The 17,082-nt window shown below is 67.0% G+C and carries 10 protein-coding genes; all 10 read left to right on the top strand.

Features of this window, described 5'->3' with window-relative positions; translation table 11 throughout:
* Positions 1-220 precede the first annotated feature (220 nt).
* The 10 genes from ABDJ85_RS06525 to ABDJ85_RS06480 all read left to right on the top strand — a co-directional run bounded on the left by ABDJ85_RS06525 (position 221) and on the right by ABDJ85_RS06480 (position 16,716).
* On the top strand, positions 221-1,408 hold the full coding sequence (locus ABDJ85_RS06525; protein WP_347703962.1) for a GNAT family N-acetyltransferase: 1,188 nt from the start codon (positions 221-223) through the stop codon (positions 1,406-1,408).
* Positions 1,409-1,434: 26 nt separating this feature from the next.
* Positions 1,435-2,259 (top strand): S1 family peptidase, encoded by an 825-nt coding sequence (locus ABDJ85_RS06520; protein WP_347703961.1) that lies wholly within the window; start codon positions 1,435-1,437, stop codon positions 2,257-2,259.
* A 90-nt stretch (positions 2,260-2,349) separates the two neighbouring features.
* Complete coding sequence (gene plsY, locus ABDJ85_RS06515; RefSeq protein WP_347703960.1) at positions 2,350-3,045, top strand: glycerol-3-phosphate 1-O-acyltransferase PlsY; 696 nt, start codon at positions 2,350-2,352, stop codon at positions 3,043-3,045.
* Positions 3,046-3,084: 39 nt separating this feature from the next.
* Positions 3,085-3,435, top strand: a complete 351-nt coding sequence (locus ABDJ85_RS06510; protein ID WP_347703959.1) for a RidA family protein — start codon at positions 3,085-3,087, stop codon at positions 3,433-3,435.
* Between the two features lie 837 nt (positions 3,436-4,272).
* Positions 4,273-4,752 carry a hypothetical protein gene (locus ABDJ85_RS06505; protein WP_347703958.1) on the top strand — a complete coding sequence of 160 codons (480 nt, stop codon included), beginning with the start codon at positions 4,273-4,275 and terminating at the stop codon, positions 4,750-4,752.
* 122 nt (positions 4,753-4,874) lie between these two features.
* A complete protein-coding gene (locus tag ABDJ85_RS06500) occupies positions 4,875-8,036 on the top strand; it encodes a TonB-dependent receptor (RefSeq protein WP_347703957.1) in 3,162 nt (1,053 codons plus the stop codon).
* A 188-nt stretch (positions 8,037-8,224) separates the two neighbouring features.
* Positions 8,225-9,595 carry a glycoside hydrolase family 43 protein gene (locus tag ABDJ85_RS06495; RefSeq protein ID WP_347703956.1) on the top strand — a complete coding sequence of 457 codons (1,371 nt, stop codon included), beginning with the start codon at positions 8,225-8,227 and terminating at the stop codon, positions 9,593-9,595.
* Positions 9,596-9,614: 19 nt separating this feature from the next.
* Positions 9,615-12,524 carry a glycosyl hydrolase 115 family protein gene (locus ABDJ85_RS06490; RefSeq protein WP_347703955.1) on the top strand — a complete coding sequence of 970 codons (2,910 nt, stop codon included), beginning with the start codon at positions 9,615-9,617 and terminating at the stop codon, positions 12,522-12,524.
* Entirely contained in the window at positions 12,524-14,116 is a 1,593-nt protein-coding gene (locus ABDJ85_RS06485) for an alpha-N-arabinofuranosidase (protein ID WP_347703954.1), read from the top strand. Before ABDJ85_RS06490 ends, ABDJ85_RS06485 begins: the two co-directional genes overlap by 1 nt.
* Positions 14,113-16,716, top strand: a complete 2,604-nt coding sequence (locus ABDJ85_RS06480) for a glycoside hydrolase family 2 protein (protein WP_347703953.1) — start codon at positions 14,113-14,115, stop codon at positions 16,714-16,716. Before ABDJ85_RS06485 ends, ABDJ85_RS06480 begins: the two co-directional genes overlap by 4 nt.
* Positions 16,717-17,082: the final 366 nt, after the last annotated feature.

The following is a 17,082-nucleotide window of genomic DNA, read 5'->3' as shown; positions in this document are numbered from 1 at the left end:
GCTGTCGGCGCATGGCGCGATGAGGGGCAGACGCGCTAAGCTCTGCAAGCTGGCTGAAACCTTCAGCTGAACGGACAAAGTCGCCGCAGAGTGGTTGATCGCGGAGCGCATCATGGCAACAGCAGTGAAGAAGGCCGGGCTTCGTAGGGCGCTGCATCGCGCTCTGCGAAACGGCATTGCCTTCCTGCCACAGTCGCTTCGGTTCGAGATCTTTCGTCGGATGGTGGATTGCGATCCCGACCCCGACGAGCGCTTGGTGCTCAAGGTCGCGGAAACGCGCGAGGAGCTGGAGGCGTGCTTCTCGATCCTGCACGACGCCTATGTGGCCAGCGGCTTCATGCAGCAGCATGCCTCTGGATTGCGTGTCACGCCGTATCACGCCTTGCCGACCACGACGACGCTGTGCGCCAAGTTCGATGGGCGCGTGGTGGGCACCATCACCATCATCCGCGACGGCGTGTTTGGCTTCCCGCTGCAGTCGGTGTTCGATCTCAGCTCGGTGCGCGCGCTGACCGGCAACATCGCCGAGATCTCGGCGTTGGCCGTGCACCCGGACTTTCGCAAGACGGGCGGTGTCATCCTCTTCCCGCTGATGAAGTTCATGTACGAGTACTGCAAGAAGTACTTCGACACGCGGCACCTGGTGATTGCCGTGAACCCGGACCGCATCGAGCTGTACGAGTCCCTGCTGTTCTTCCGCAGGCTGCCCAAGTCCGAGGTGGACAGCTACGACTTTGCCAACGGCGCGCCCGCTGTGGGCGCCACGCTCGACCTGGCCGAGGCCGAGGCCAAGTTCAAGGCCGTGTACGGCAAGCGCCCGCTGCGGCGCAATCTCTTCGATTACTTCGTCCGGCTGCGTTTGCAGAACATCGAGTTCCCGCGCCGCAAGTACCACGTCACCACCGACCCCGTGCTCTCGCCCGAGGACCTGGATCACTTCTTCAACCAACGCGTTCACGTGTTCGAGGGGCTCGACGACCGCCGCCGGGCGCTGCTGTGGTCCATCTACGACCAGCCCGAGTACCGTGGCGTGCTGCCGCTGCTCAAGGGCGACAGCCGCGACTACTACCTGCTGCGGCGCCACCAGCGCTTCCCCATCTGCTGCCCAGCGTCGTTTGGCGTCGAGAACAAGCCGGACACGGCGCCCGCGCCGCTCAAGGTGCTGGAAATCTCGCAGTCCGGCTTCCAGGCAAGCTCCTTTACCGACCTGCCCATCGGCGAGATGGGCACGGTTCAGGTGGAACTCGGCGTCGGTGTCGAAGCCACCGTGGAGGCCAGCGTCGTGCGGGTGCATGAGGAGGACGACGTCCGCTACTACGGCTTTCGCCTCTCGACCACCGACCCCGCCTGGACACGCGCCGTGGCCGACCTGGAAACCGGGCGCACCGCCCGCGATCTCGACGACTGACGGCCTCACGATCCGAAACACTGCCCATGCTGATGCAGATTGTTCGTCACGCGGTTCATCCCTCTACTTGGCGCGCCTGGTGCGTGGCGCTGGCCGCCTTGACCTGCGGCGCGCTGGCCATGCTGCCTGCCGCCGCTCAGGCGGAAGGCCTCCCAGCGCTCGTAGCCCGTGTCAAGCCGTCCATCGTCCTGGTCGGCACCTTGAGCGCGACGGACGCGCCGCGCTTCCAGTTCCGCGGCACGGGCTTTGCAGTCGGTGACGGGCGGCTCATCATCACCTCGGCGCACGTCCTGCCCGACTCGCTGGCGGCGCCGGCCGGTGGCGTGCGCAGCCCGGCCATCCAGGTGCTGCGCAACGGCCAGTGGTCCCCGCAGCCGGTGCGCGTCAAGGTCAGCAATGCCATGTACGACCTTGCCGTATTGGAAGTCGATGGCGCGCCGCTGAGCCCCTTGGCGCTGGAAGAGGGCGCCGCAGCCGTGGCCGAGGGCGCGGACATCGCCCTCGTCGGCTTTCCGCTGGGCATCGCGCTGGGCTACTCGCATGTGTCGCATCGCGGCGTGCTGGCTGCCATCACTGACGTTGCGCCGCTGGCTCAGACCGGCGGCAGCCTGACGGCTCGGGCCGCGCAGCAACTCCGGGCGGGCAACTTCAGCATCCTGCAGTTGGACGTCACCGCCTTCCCCGGCAACAGCGGCGGCCCGGTGTTTGACCTGGAGTCCGGGCGCGTTATCGGCGTGCTGGCCATGGGCTTGATCAAAGGCACCAAGGAGTCGGCCATCTCGGTGCCCACCGGCATCAGCTTTGCTGTGCCCGTGGCGCGCGTGCTGGAACTGCTGAAGCGCGGCGACTGAGCCCGGCAGCGCAGCGTCGGGCTCCGCACCTGGGAAGTCCCCAGCCGGTCCGCGCCCACCTGACGTCCCGCTCTGCCGGAAAATGCCGGCATGCAAGAACTCCTGCCCTACCTCGCCGTCCTCGGCGGCTATCTCATTGGTTCCCTGTCCTTCGCCGTGCTCGTCAGCCAGGGCCTGGGGCTGGCGGACCCTCGCAGCTATGGCTCCGGCAACCCGGGAGCCACCAATGTGCTGCGCTCAGGCAACAAGCTCGCGGCTGCCCTCACGCTGGCGCTGGATGCCCTCAAGGGCTTCCTGCCGGTATGGGCCGTGGCTGCCTGGGGCGGGCCTTACCAACTGGGCGAGGGCACGGCCGCGCTGGTGGGCCTGGCGGCCTTCCTGGGGCATCTCTGGCCGGTGTTCTTCCGCTTCAAGGGCGGCAAGGGTGTGGCCACGGCGGCCGGGGTCATCTTTGGGCTGAATCCTGTGCTCGGCGTCGCCACGCTGGCGACCTGGTTGATCATTGCCTACTTCAGCCGCTATTCGTCGCTGGCCGCGATGGTGTCGGCCGCGTTCGCGCCGATGTATCAGCTCCTCATCTGGGAAGCCGGGCCCACGGCCCTGGTGCTGCTCTTGATGGCGCTGCTGCTGGTGTGGCGTCACGCGGCCAACATCCAGAAGCTGCTGGCCGGCACCGAAAGCCGGATTGGCCAGAAAGCCGGCAAGCCTGGCTCGCAGCCTGCCGAAGCCGCCACCCACAAGCCCGGCAGCCACGGCAAGCACAATTCCAAGCGCAAACCCAAGTAGCCCGCCGCCCGGCGGGCCCCACCTCTTCACCCACACACCATGAGCGAAATTCAAAGATTCGATGTCGGCGCCCGCATGTCGGAGATGGCCGTCCACAACGGCGTGGCCTACCTGGCCGGCCAAGTGGCGCCGGACGGCAGCCAGGACATCAAGGGCCAGACAGCCCAGGTCCTGGCCGCCATCGACGCCTTGCTGGCCCGCGCCGGCACCGACAAGAGCCGCATCCTGCGGGCACAGATCTTCCTGAAGGATCTGGCCGAGTTTGCCGACATGAACAGCGTCTGGGAGGCCTGGGTGGTGCCTGGTCACACCCCGCCGCGCGCTACCGTCAAGGCCGATCTGGCCCGCCCCGAGTGGAAGATCGAGATCGTGGTGACGGCTGCCGTCTGATCTCGCCGCTGCCTCGCAAGAAACCGCCGCCGGGGCTCCGGGGCGGTTTTTTTTCGCCCCGAGCGGGCGGGCGCAAAAAACGCAGAGCGCGGGAAGAAGGGTGAGTGAGTTTGGCCAGACGGCTGACGGGGCTGAGGAGACCTGTGTGAGGTGACTCCGACAGCCAAACTGGCCTGCAGACTCGAAAATCGAAGAGGGTTGACCCGGATTCCACCTTGTTGAATACAAGGATTCCACCGCCTCTGCGTCTGCAACGAGAACCCACATAAGGGGTTCTCAAAAACTCACTCTCCCAAAACGAGGATTCCCAGCGCGCGGCACGCCGAATATCTGGTAGTTGGCAGATATTCGCAGTAGGCGTACCGCACCAGTTGGGAAACGCCAATATTCGATCCCGCCATATTACCGGCCGCCTTTTGCGCAAGGCCAATGCCTTTTGGCGGTGTGTTGATGGCGTTCCCGGTATGCGGCATCGACTTCCTTCACCAGGCCGGGAGGCTATGGTGAATTGGCAACATCGAGGCCAATCGTCCGATTAATTATTGTTGTTGATCGATACCGATTCAGGCATCGAAGCCGAGGCGCCTCCTCTGACGCCCAGGGAAAGCCTGTTCGCGTTAACAAAGCTTGGGGGAAAACCTGGCATAGCGATCGGGCCTCGATCGAATTAATCTGACGTCATACAACTTGACGACCTTTTGTTACATGTCATCGGTCTTCCTCGCCATCCGCCCATGCCGGGCGCTCTCCCATGCCCAGAGGGGCAGGGCAGGGCGTGCGTGGGCGTCGACTCGTTCGAGTCATGTGCGGGGTAACCCTGGTCGGTCAGATACCGAGATGTCCGTTGACTCGACGAGGTTTTGCTTCAATTTGGTGCATGGCTTCAGTGATCTGCGCCTAAAGCACCCTGATCAGCTGCTGGATAGCAGGTTGTTAGCGCTCTCATCGGCCTCAGATCTGCATATTTGGGTGTCCAAGTGTGGCCAGGTGGCGTGCGCCGCTGGTGACGCAGAGCTCAGCCGGGGGCAAGGACGCTGGATGGTTGCGCTGGGGCTGCGCCTTGAGTGTCGTGTGCGCCATGCTGCGGCGCCCGTCGCCGGGCTCGGCCGCGTCACGGGGCGGCTGGCGATGATGGCCCCCTACGCCTGTGTGCAAACCGGTATCGAGCGCGCTGGCAATTTTCATTCGCCATGGCCGGCAACGCGTCTCAAACTGCGGGCCACCAAGGATTTCGCGCCGCATGCTGAGTTTTCCCGGCAGTGCTTGCCGGGTTTCTCGGCGGCCTCAATTCAATTCACGTCCAGCCACCGCCATTAAGCGGTCAGGCACACCCATTTGACTTTGCCACTGCAACGGAATCTTTCGAGACTGACGCAATGACCTGCTCCCGGCGACGGGAGCGAATTACCCCGGCCATTTGGCCCAATTTGGAGACAGAGATGACCAAAAACGCAACCGCTCAGCCGCGTCGGCTTCGGGCCCACGAGGGCTTCGCGCTGACGCTGCTCACCGCGCTGATGTCGCAGGCCTACGCGCAGCAGGCGCCAGCCGCCTCTTCGCAGCAGCTCGACACCGTCGTCGTGACCGGTATCCGCAGCTCGCTGGCCGCTTCAGCGCGTGAGAAGCGCGACAACGTCGGCCTGTCCGACTCCATCCACGCCGAGGACATCGGCAAGTTCCCCGACAACAACCTCGCTGAGTCGATCGCACGTGTGCCTGGCGTTCAGGTCAACCGTGACGTGACCGGCGAAGGCCTGAACATCCAGGTGCGCGGCCTGGGTTCCAACTTCACCCGCATCCTGCTGAACGGCGCCCCCGTCGCCTCGGCTGGCACCAGCTTCGGCAGCGGCTCCAACGCCAACCGCGAGGTTGACCTCGACTTCCTGCCGGGTGACCTGTTCTCGCGCATCACGGTGTCCAAGAGCCCGACCGCCGAGATGATGGAAGGTGCCATCGCCGGTGTCGTGAACATGCGCACCGCACGCCCCTTCGACAAGCGCGGCACCCGCGGTGTCGTCAAGATCCAGCTCGCCAAGAACGACCCGGCCCGCCAGCCGAGCGACCGTGGCACCGCCCTGTTCAGCACCACCGTCGGCGACACCTTTGGCGTGTTGGCCGGTGTGTCCTGGGCCAACAACCGCGTGGCGACGCGCGGGTTTGAAGTCGGCTACGTGCAAGACTGGATCACGCCGCGTCTGGCCAACCCCTCGCAGTCGGGCTCCGGCACCTCGGGCACGACCGCTGGCGCCTGGAACATCCCGACCACCGTGCCTGCTGGCGCTGCTGGCACCTACACCGTGGGTGGTGTCACCCAGACCTTGACGGCCGGCCAGGCCATCAACGCCGCGCTGCTGCAATCGCTGAACCCCGGCGCCACGCTGCAGCAGCTGGACAACGGCTATGTGCCGCGTCTGCCCCGTCCCGTGCACTTCGAAGGCCGTCGTGACCGCTTGAACGGCCTGCTCAGCGTTGAGTACCGTCCGACCGAGGACTTCGAGTCCTACCTCGACGTGCTTGTGGGTCAGAAGCGCAACAAGCAAGAGCGCTCTGACTACAACGTCAGCGTCCGCAACAGCGGCATCATCCCGATGGGCATGACGTACGACCGCACCGACTGCGGCAACTACTGCTTTGCTACTGGCGGCACCTTCCTCAACTCCGTCGGCTTCCTGGAATGGCGCCGCATGGATGAGAAGACCGACTTCCTGTCCTTCACGCCTGGCTTTGAGTGGCGCCTGACGGACAAGCTGACGATCAATGCCCAGGGCAATGCTGCCCGCAGCAAGTTCGAGCGTCTGGCCCCCACGCTGCTGATCCCCACCAGCGCCACGCAGCCGTTCACCACCTCGATCAGCCACAACGGCGAGTTCCCCGTCTACACGCCGAGCCGTGACGCCAACAGCCCCTCCAGCTATGGCTGGTACACCGGTGGCCCCACCGGCGTGACCGCCACGGTCAACGGCGAAGGCCGCTCGATCGACACCAATGGCTTGAAGCTCAACCTCATCTGGGGTGACGAGAAGCTCACGGTCAAGACCGGCGTGGCCTATGACACCTACGCCCGTCAGATCACCGGCATGGGCGATGACGGCCGTTGGGCCAACATCATCTGCGGTGGCTATCTGAACTACACGATGCTGGCGCCCAACAACACCGGCCCCAATGCCTGCAACGGCAGCATCACCTCGGCCAACGCCAACACGGTCAACCCCATGACCCAGTTCCCGGGCTTTGGCACGGGCTATACCAAAGGCCAGCCGGCCCTGGCCTACCTGGGCTCGGCCATTCCGGACGTGTCCAAGTACCTGACGCCCGGCAGCCACGGCTTTGTGAACCTGAACTGGAACGATTTCGCTGCAGCCAGCCACTACTACGACCAGATCGTTCCGGGCCTCATCCCCGCGACCGGCAACGGCTTCAGCGGTGTGAACGCCCAGCGTTTCGGTGAAGACATCTTCGGTGCCTACATCGAAGCCGGCGGCAAGATCAGCCTGCTCGGCAACCCGCTGCGCTACAACGTCGGTATCCGCCGCACGCACGCCATGCAGACCATCGGCGTCTACTCGAGCGTGCCCGACCCACGCACGACGGCCCTGCCCGATGGCGGCACGACGAACGCGAGCCAAGGCGCACGCTACCCCGCCCAGGTCGTTGAGACCTCGGGCCGCGCTGCCTACAACTCCAACCTGCCGAGCGCCACGCTGGCCTACAACCTGACCTCGGACATCATCGTCCGCGCCGCTGGTTCGAAGTCCATCACCCGCGCCAACCCGAGCGATCTGCGTCCGCTGACGATCATCTCCAATGACGTCGCTTTCCAGCTGGTCAGTGCCACCAACCCCAACCTGAAGCCCTTCGAAGCCAAGAACTTCGACTTCGGTTTCGAGTGGTACACCGACAAGAAGGGTGGCTACGTGGCGGCAGCTGCCTTCATGAAGGACATCAAGAACTTCCCGCGCACCGTGTCGCAGCAGCTGACCCTGTCGCAGATCCGCGGCCTCTACGGCCAGGATGTGCTGCAGTACGCGGCCGGCAGCTCGGCTGAAACGGCGGTCAACGCCAGCGGCGGCCCGGACAAGCACTTGATGACCCTCAGCCAGCCGGTGAACACCGCTGACATCATGAAGATCAAGGGCATTGAGTTGACCTGGTCGCAGTCGTTGGACCGTTGGCTGCCGATCAACGGCTTCGGCTTCATCACCAACTACACCCGCACGCTGCAGGACTCTGGCACCAGCGGCCAGGTGCCCATCGGTGTCTCGCCCTACACGGCCAACCTGACCGTGTACTTCGAGAACAAGCGCGGTTCCGTCCGTTTGAGCGCCAACCACCAAGCCAAGAGCTCGTTTGACACCATGTCTTCGGACGGCAATGTCAACTTCCGCCTGGTCAAGGCCAACCGCGCCTACTCCTTCTTCGACCTCTCGACCCGTCTTGAGTTCGGTGACTGGGTGGGCTGGAACAAGGGCGCCTCGATCAACTTCGACGTTGCCAACCTTGGCGCGGCCAAGCAGAAGTCCTACGTGCAGGAAGAGTACGCCACCCGTACCTACTGGGATCCGGGCCGTACCTACCAGCTGACCGCACAGATGAAGTTCTAAGTCATCCGACTGCCGGAAGCGCTCATAGCCTCCGGCACTTCCACTGGGTCGCATCGGTTTACCGATGCGACCCAGTCTTTTTTGTGCAGCAGGTTTTCGTGCTCGTCGGGCAGGTCCGGGCCGCAAGAATTCATCACTGCGGGCGCCTTGCCGGCTGATGATTCGGCCCCCCTGTCGTTTCCCATCCCATGAAGCATTCCACCCTGCGAGTCTGGCTCCTTGGCCTGTGCGCCTGGCTGGCGCAAGCCGCGCACGCTGCCAACCCCATCATCCAAACCATCTACTCGGCTGACCCCGCACCCATGGTGCGCGACGGTCGCGTCTACCTCTACGTTGGCCACGACGAGGGCGACAAGAAGTTCTTCGACATGCGCGACTGGCGCGTGTTCTCAAGCAGCGACATGGTCAACTGGACCGACCACGGCGCTCGCCTCTCGCTCACCGACTTTGCCTGGGCCAAGAAGCACGCCTGGGCCGGCCACACCATCGAGCGCGACGGCAAGTTCTACTGGTACGTGCCCGTGGAGCAAGCCAGTGGCGGCATGGCCATCGGCGTGGCCGTGGGGCCCACGCCGCTCGGTCCCTTCAAGGATGCGCTGGGCAAGCCGCTCGTCTTTGACAAGCAGGGCGACATCGACCCCGCCGCCTACATCGATGACGATGGCCAGGCCTACCTCGTCTGGGGCAACCCGACCTACAAATGGGTCAAGCTCAACCGCGACATGGTCTCCTACGACACCACGGTGGGTGACCATGGCATCTTCCGCCACGAGATGACCGTCGAGGCCTTCGGCAAGCGCGCCAAGCCCGACCGCGCCACCGCCTACGAAGAGGCGCCGTGGATCTACAAGCGCGGCAAGCTCTACTACCTGTTCCATGCCGGCGGGCCTCTGCCTGAACACCTGGCCTACAGCACCGGCCCCAGCGCCACCGGCCCCTGGACCTACCGGGGCGTCGTGATGAAGGCGCAGGGCGGCAGCTTCACCAACCACCCCGGTGTCATCGACTTCCAGGGCAAGACGTATTTGTTCTATCACGATGGCAGCCTGCCTGGCGGCGGTGGCTTCTCGCGCTCGGTGTGTGTCGATGAGCTGCACTTCAACCCCGATGGCAGCATCGTGCCGCTCGACATGACGCGCACCGGCCCGGCGCCAGCGGCCCACCTCAACCCCTACGCACGCGTCGAGGGCGAGACCATGGCCTGGTCCATTGGCTTGCAGACGGCGCAGTTCGCCGGTGGCATCGCCGTCACCGATGTGAACGCCGGCGAGTACCTGCAGCTGCGCAGCGTGGACTTCGGTGCCAAGCCAGCGCGCCAGTTCAGCGCGCAGCTGCGCGTCCCCGGCACACAACCGCGTGGCGTTGCCATCGAGCTTCGTCTTGACGCACTGGACGGCCCCGTCATCGGCCGCCTCGCCACCACGCCCACCGGCGATGCCTGGCAAAGCTTCAAGACCGCCGTCAAGGCCGTCACCGGCGTGCACGACCTCTTCCTCGTCTTCCGAGGCGAGGGCACCGAGCCCCTGCTGGAGCTGGACCACTGGCAGTTCCAGCGCTGAAGGTTGGAGCGGCCCTCGCATGATCTCCCGTCGTGACCTGCTGCTGGCGCCCTTGCTGGCGCCGCTGGCTGCCAATGTCTGGGCAGCCGGCATCCGCTTCGAACGCCAACCGCGTACCGCCTTCGCCATCGCTTCGCCGCAGGGCGATGCGCCGCTTTGGGTGGACCCGCAAGACCACAAAGGCGTGGCCCGCGTGGCGGCCGATCTGGCGGCCGACGTGGCCCGCGTCACCGGCCGTGCAGCGCCGCCTGTGGGCTCGCGTGGCAGTGCTGCGCGCCGTGTCATCGTCATTGGCAGCCTGGACCGCAGCCCCCTGGTCCAGGACCTGGTGCAGCGCGGCAAGCTCGATGTGAGCGGCGTGGCAGGCCGGTGGGAGGCCTATGTGGTGCAGACCGTGGCCCAGCCCTTCCCGGGCGTGGACGAGGCCCTGGTCATTGCCGGCGCCGACAAGCGCGGCACCATCTATGGCTGCTACGACCTCTCGCGCAGCATGGGCGTCTCGCCCTGGTTCTGGTGGGCCGATGTGCCCGTCACGCAGCGCAACGAGATCTGGCTGGACCGTGGCCGCCGCGTGCAGCGCTCGCCGGCCGTCAAGTACCGCGGCATCTTCCTGAACAACGAGGCGCCATGCCTCTCGGGCTGGACGGCCGAGAAGTTCGGCGGCATGAACGCGGGCTTCTACACCAAGGTCTTCGAGCTGCTGCTGCGCCTGCGTGCCAACTACCTGTGGCCGGCGATGTGGAACAACGCATTCGTCGACGACGACCCGCAGAACGCGGTGCTCGCCGACGAGTACGGCATCGTCATGGGCACCTCGCACCACGAGCCCATGAACCGCGCCCACAAGGAGTTCACCAGCCGCCGCGAGCAGCTCGGCAACGGGCAGTGGAACTACGTCAGCAACCGTCCCGCCATCCGCGAGTTCTTCCGCGAAGGCGCAGCGCGCAGCAAGCAGCACGAGCTGCTGGTCACGCTGGGTATGCGCGGCGATGGCGACGTGGCGCTGGAAGGCACCGGCGGCCTGCAGTCCGACATCCGCCTGCTGGAGGACGTGATCGCCGACCAGCGCCAACTGCTCGTCGAGCAGACCGGGCGGCGCATCGAGGACATCCCGCAGGTCTGGGTGCTGTTCACCGAGGTGCTCAAGTACTACGACGGCGGCCTCAAGCTGCCGCCCGACGTCACGCTCATGTTCTCGGACGACAACGTCGGCTACCTGCGCCGCCTGCCCACGGCGCAGGAGCGGGCCAGCCGCACGGGCGGCTTCGGCATCTACCACCACATGGACATGAACGGGGGGCCGTACTCCTACAAGTGGACCAACACCAACCCCCTGCCCAAGATGTGGGAGCAGCTCAACCAGGCGCTGCTGCGCGGCGCGGACCGCATCTGGATCAGCAATGTCGGCGACCTCAAGCCACTGGAGCTGCCCATCGAGTTCTTCCTCGCCATGGCCTGGGACCCGGCCAGTGTCGGCCCCGACAAGCTCCAGGCCTGGACCGAAGCCTGGGCCGAGCGCGAGTTTGGCGCCGCGCATGCGCGCGAAGTGGCCAGCCTGGTGGCCGCCTATGCCAAGGCCAATGCCTGGCGCAAGCCCGAGCAACTGCGGCCCGAGACCTACAGCCTGGAGCACCACGACGAAGCTCCGCGCATGGCCGCGTACTGGCAGGGCCTGCAGCGCCGCGCCGAGGCCGTCAACGCCCAGCTAGCCCCCGCGCAGCAGGCCGCCTACTACCAGCTGGTGTTGCACCCCATCCGCGCCTGCGCCAACCTCAACGAGATGCTGTTGGCCGCCGCGCGCAACCAGCGCTTTGCACGCCAGGGCCGCGCCAGCACCAATGACGAAGCGGCCCGCGTGCGCCAGCTCTTTGCCGCCTCGCGCCGCATCCGCGACACCTACAACCACGAGCTCTCGGGCGGCAAGTGGAACCACCTGATGGACCAGACCTATCTGGGCTACTTCGACTGGTTCCAGCCCGTGGCCGACGTGCCGCCGCCGGTCACTGAGCTGGACCTGGCCGACGACGCCCGCTTCGGCGTCTGCGTCGAAGGCTCGGCCTTGTCCTGGCCCGGCTACTACCTGCCGCCGGCCTTGCCCGCCTTTGATGGCCTGCTGCGTGGCGAGCATTGGTTCGAGGTCTTCCCGCGCGGCCGCCGTGCACTCCAGGTCGAGGTCACGGCCGACCAGCCCTGGATCCAATGGCGCCGCGTGCCGGCCTTCTCAGCCGGCGCGGGTGATCAGCGCTATGCGGTCGCGATCGACTGGGCCCGGGTACCCGAAGGCGCCGCCAGCGGCAGCCTCACGGTGAGTGATGGCACGGAGCGCGTGCGCATCGCCGTCACCCTGGCGGTCGCCACCGCTCAGCAGCGGCAGGACGCTCGCGGTGCCTGGGGCAGCCTCGGGGCGGCCTTCAGCATCCCGGCCAGCGGCTTCGAGCGCCAGACCGAGGCCGAGGGCGTGCGCTGGCAGGCCTTGCCCGACTACGGCCGCGTCGATGTCGCGCTCACGCCCTGGCCCGCCAACGCCCGCTCGTTTGCCGACCCACGCCGCGCGCCGCGCTTGGCGTACCCCATCTATGTGGCCCGTGCTGGCGACTACACCGTCGACCTCATCACCGCGCCGACCTTGCGCGTGGACCCCGGTCACCAGCTCGGCGTGGCGCTGTGGGTGGACGAGGGGCAGCCGGTGGTCAAGCACGTTTTCACCCCCGAGGAGCGCGAGGCGCAGGAGTTTCTCGGTCGCATCCATGACATCAACGCCCGCACCGACATGCGAGTGATGAAGTTTCGGCTGCGCATCGACACCGCCGGCCGCCACCTGCTGCACGTCGGCATGATCGACCCCGGCCTCGTGCTGCAGCAGATCCTGGTCTACCGCGACCGCTTGCCGCCGTCCTACTTTGGCCCAACTCCACAGCGCATTGCCTGATGAAACGCTCGCTTCTTACCTTTGCTGTCGCCCTAGCCTTCAGCGCTCTCGCCCACGCGGCGCCCATCAACGCGACCCTCGTTGTCGAGGCCAGCAAGAGCGGCCCGCGCATCGACCCCAACATCTATGGCCAGTTCGTCGAGCACCTGGGGCGCGGCGTGCACGAGGGCCTGTGGGTGGGGGAGGGCTCCAGCATCCCCAATGTGCGCGGCATCCGCAGCGACGTGGTGGCCGCGCTCAAGCGCATCAAGGTGCCCGTCATCCGCTGGCCCGGCGGCTGCTTTGCCGAGCTCTACCACTGGCGCGACGGCGTCGGCCCGCGTGAGCAGCGCCCGCGCGGCGTCAACCGTGCCTGGGGCGACGAACCCGAGACCAATGGCTTTGGCTCGCATGAGTTCATGGACCTGGTCGAGCAGATCGGGGCCAAGGCCTTTGTGTCGGTCAACCTCGCCAGCGGCTCGCCCGCCGAGGCCCAGGCCTGGCTGCACTACCTGACCGACCCGGCCAGCTCAGGCGCCGGTGCCGAGCGCGCGCGCAATGGCCGCGAGAAGCCCTTTGCCGTGCCCTACATCGGCATCGGCAACGAGAACTGGGGCTGCGGCGGCAACATGACCCCCGCCTACTACGCCGACCAATACCGGCAGTACCTCAGCGTGCTCAAGCCCTTTGGCACCCTGATCGCCACCGACGCCAACGCCGACGACTACGCCTGGACCGAGACCCTGCTGCAGCGCGCGCTCTTCCGGCATCCGCCCGGGGCGGCCCAGGCCTCGCCGCTGGCCTGGATCAACAAGGAGCCGCAGCTGGGCATGATGTCGCTGCACTTCTATACCTTCTCGGGCAACGACTGGGGCCGCAAGAGCCCGGCCGTGGGGTTCACCGAGCAGGACTGGGCGACGTCCATGCTGCGCACCCACAAGATGGACGAGCTGATCACCCGGCATACGGCCATCATGGACCGCTATGACCCCGAACGCCGCGTGGGCCTGTCGGTGTCGGAGTGGGGCGCCTGGTGGGAGAAGGACAAGGCCGCGCCGTCCAACCTGTTCCAGGTGGGCACGCTGCGCGATGCCGTCGTTGCCGGTCTGACGCTCAACATCTTCCACGACCACGCTGAGCGCGTGCAGATGGCCAACCTCGCGCAGATGGTCAATGTGCTGCAGTCCCTGGTACTGACGCGTGGCCCCAAGATGATCGTCACGCCGACGTATCACGTCTTCGACCTCTACCAGGGCCACCAGGGCGCGACCCGTGTGCCGGTGAGCCTGAGCGCACCGGCCTACCGCGTCGAGGGTGTGGATCTGCCCAGCCTCAGCGTGTCGGCCTCGCGCGGTGAGGGCGGGCGGCTGACGCTCTCGCTCGTCAACCTGCGGCCGCAGGACCCCATCCGCCTCGTCATCGACCTGCAAGGCCAGCGCTTCAGCAGCGTCCAGGGCCGCAGCCTGACAGCCGACCGCATGGACGCTCGGCCCGACTTCGATGCGCCCGACCCGCTGCAACCGCGCGCTATCCAGGGCCTGCAGATCGAGGCCGGCCGGCTTGAACTCACGGTGCCGGCCAAGTCGGTCAACGTCATCCAACTGAACCCATGAACCTGCTTCGCTCCCGGCACCTGTTCGTCGCCCTGCTGTGCTGGCTGTGCTGCAGCCTGGCCCTGGCCGCCATCGCCCCGCGCCAACGCGACAACTTCAACCGCGACTGGCGCTTTGCCTTCAGCGTGAGCGATGCAGGGCCTGGGGCCGCGCAGGCGGCGTTTGACGATGCCGGCTGGATGCGGGTGGGGCTGCCGCACAGCTTCAGCACGCCTTACTTCTTGGCGCCTGACTTCCCGGTCGGCATCGGCTGGTACCGCAAGGACCTGGACCTGCCTGCGGTGCCCGCAACCCGCCGCTGGGCGCTGGAGTTCGAGGGCGCCTTCCAGGTGGCCACCGTCTACGTCAATGGCCGCGAGATGGGCCAGCACCGGGGCGGCTACACGGGCTTCACGGTGGACCTCACACCCGCGCTGCGCGCCGGGCGCAACCTCATCGCCGTGAAGGTGGACAACCGCTGGGACCCGACCCTGGCCCCCCGGGCCGGCGAGCATGTGTTCAGTGGCGGCATCTACCGCGACGTCTGGCTGGTGGCCACCGATGCGCTGCACGTGCCCTGGGCCGGTGTGGGCGTGACTACGCCGGGTCTGGCTGATGGGCAGCCACGGGTCGCCGTCGAGACCGAGGTGCGCAACACCGGGAGCGACGCGCTCAGCGTCACCGCTGAGACCGAGCTGCTGACCGATGCCGGCCGCCGTGTGGCTCGCCTGCCGGCCAGCCAACTGCTCATCGAGCCCGGCCAGCTCGGTCGGCTCACGCAGCGCTCCGACGTGCTGCGCCAGGTGGCGCTCTGGAGCCCCGAGACCCCCACGCTCTACCGCGTGCGCACCACGCTCAAAGTGGGCGGCCAGGTGCGCGACGTGGTCGAGACGAGCTTTGGCTTCCGCTGGGTGGCCTGGACGGCTGACAAGGGCTTCTTCCTCAACGGCCAGCACCGCTACTTCCGCGGCGCCAATGCCCACCAGGACCAGGCCGGCTGGGGCGATGCCGTCGCCAATGCCGCCATCGACCGCGACGTGAAGCTGATGAAGGACGCGGGCTTCGACTTCCTGCGCGGCTCGCACTACCCCAAAGACCCGCAGTTCGCCGAGTCCGCCGACCGGCGCGGCATGCTCTTCCTGTCGGAGGCGCCCTTCTGGGGCACGGCGCCGTTTGCCCATGCCTGGGGCGCCTCGGCCTACCCGCCAGAGGCCCAGCATGCCGAGGCCTTTGAAGCCAGCGTCAAGCAGCAACTGGCCGAGATGATTCGCGGCCACCGCAACCACCCGTCCATCGTCGCCTGGAGCCTGTGCAACGAGGTCTTCTTCACCGCCAAGGAGACCCTGCCTGCGGTGCGCCAGCTGCTCAAGGAGCTGGTGCTGCTGAGCCACCAGCTCGACCCCACGCGCCTGGCATCGGTCAGCGGTGCGCAGCGCGGCGAGCTCGATCACATCGGCGACATCGCCGGCTACAACGGCGATGGCGCGGTGCTCTTCCAGCAGCCCGGCCTGCCCAGCTTTGTGGCCGAGTACGGCTCCACCATCGCCGACCGGCCCGGCCCCTTCGACCCTGGCTGGGGCGACATCGAGAAGACCCCCGGCGCCACCGCCGGAGAGCCTGCCACCTGGCGCCCCGCCTGGCGCGCCGGCGAGGCCATCTGGGCGGGTTTTGACCATGGCTCGATCGCCGGCAAGTTCGGCTCCATGGGCTTGGTGGACTACGCACGCCTGCCCAAGCGCGGCTGGTACTGGTACCGCCAACACTACCTGGGCATCGCGCCACCCGCCTGGCCTCAGGCCGGGGTGGCTGCGGGCTTGAAGCTCAGCACCAGCGCACCGGCCATCCGCCGCGCCGATGGCACCGACGACGTGCAGGTGGTCGTCACCGTCGTCGATGCGCAGGGCAGGGCGCTCAGCAACAGCCCGCCGGTCAAGCTCGCCATCGAGTCTGGCCCGGGCGAGCTGCCCACCGGGCGTGAGATCGCCTTCACGCCGGACGGTGACATCCCCATCCGCGACGGCCAGGCCGCCATTGCGATGCGCAGCTGGCAGGCCGGCCTCACGCGGCTGCGCGCCAGCAGCCCCGGGCTGCGGGACGCCGTGCTGGCCTTGCCCACGCTGAGCGGCCCCGCCTTCGTGCCCGGCAAGACGCCGCTGGCCGCGCCGCGCCCTTATGTCCGCTACCAACGGGTGGCTGCGGCGGGCCAGGCCTTGCAGGCCTTTGGGCACCAAACGCCCATCCGCGCCAGCTCCAGCCAGGCCGGCCATGGCCCGGCCCAGGCCAATGACGGCCTGGCCGACACCTATTGGGCGCCCGGCACGGATGACGCAGCGCCTTGGATCGAGATCGACACCGAGCGCATCGTCAGCCCGCAGCGCCTGCAACTGCGCTTTGCCCCGGGCCGTGCCTGTGCGCTGGAGGTGCTGAACATCAGCCCCACCAACGCCCCCGAGCGCCTGGCCCAGTGGGCCCCCAGCAACCCAAGCGCCGCGCTTGAGAGCCTCACGCTGCCGCTCGCCGACCAAGCGGTGCGCGTGCTGCGTCTGGCGCTCGTGGCAAGCCCTGGCGCGCCGGCTTGTGCCGTGGCCGAACTGAGCCTGGAAGGCCATCTTCGGGACTAGGGCCTGTTAACACTACGGGAATGGGTCGCGTTGTGACCAAAACAGCCGCAGGCAAGGCGCGAACCGCAAGTCGGGGCGGCCCCCGACGAGGATTTGCAACGCCGCATGCGGTTGTTTTGGTCACAACCCTCCGGGAAGGCCCGCCGCAACGGGCCCCCCGGCGGTGCGCCCCAGGCCCCCCCGCGCGGGCGGGCGGCGAGCCGCGCCTTGATTGGCCCCTTGCGGCGGGCCTTCGCGACCCATCCCCGTAGTGTTAACAGGCCCTAAGAGGCTGAGGGCAGCGCTGCTGCCGGCTTGAGGTCGTACAACAAACGCTGTTTTGGCAAGAAATCTCGGGCTGGCCGGCGTCGATAGGGCGCCACAGCC

This window comes from Roseateles paludis (genome assembly GCF_039872745.1).
In the GTDB taxonomy this organism is placed as follows: Bacteria; Pseudomonadota; Gammaproteobacteria; order Burkholderiales; family Burkholderiaceae_C; genus Pelomonas; species Pelomonas paludis.
The sequence above is the reverse complement of the archived record's forward strand: the minus strand, read 5'-3'. Positions and strand labels throughout refer to the sequence as shown.

What these genes read in the sequence shown, in the direction of transcription:
- ABDJ85_RS06510 (WP_347703959.1), top strand. Translation starts at nt 3,085, where the DNA reads ATGAGCGAAATTCAAAGATTCGATGTCGGCGCCCGCATGTCGGAGATG.
- ABDJ85_RS06480 (WP_347703953.1), top strand. Translation starts at nt 14,113, where the DNA reads ATGAACCTGCTTCGCTCCCGGCACCTGTTCGTCGCCCTGCTGTGCTGG.
- ABDJ85_RS06485 (WP_347703954.1), top strand. Translation starts at nt 12,524, where the DNA reads ATGAAACGCTCGCTTCTTACCTTTGCTGTCGCCCTAGCCTTCAGCGCT.
- ABDJ85_RS06500 (WP_347703957.1), top strand. Translation starts at nt 4,875, where the DNA reads ATGACCAAAAACGCAACCGCTCAGCCGCGTCGGCTTCGGGCCCACGAG.
- ABDJ85_RS06495 (WP_347703956.1), top strand. Translation starts at nt 8,225, where the DNA reads ATGAAGCATTCCACCCTGCGAGTCTGGCTCCTTGGCCTGTGCGCCTGG.
- ABDJ85_RS06525 (WP_347703962.1), top strand. Translation starts at nt 221, where the DNA reads ATGGTGGATTGCGATCCCGACCCCGACGAGCGCTTGGTGCTCAAGGTC.
- ABDJ85_RS06505 (WP_347703958.1), top strand. Translation starts at nt 4,273, where the DNA reads ATGTCCGTTGACTCGACGAGGTTTTGCTTCAATTTGGTGCATGGCTTC.
- ABDJ85_RS06490 (WP_347703955.1), top strand. Translation starts at nt 9,615, where the DNA reads ATGATCTCCCGTCGTGACCTGCTGCTGGCGCCCTTGCTGGCGCCGCTG.
- plsY (WP_347703960.1), top strand. Translation starts at nt 2,350, where the DNA reads ATGCAAGAACTCCTGCCCTACCTCGCCGTCCTCGGCGGCTATCTCATT.
- ABDJ85_RS06520 (WP_347703961.1), top strand. Translation starts at nt 1,435, where the DNA reads ATGCTGATGCAGATTGTTCGTCACGCGGTTCATCCCTCTACTTGGCGC.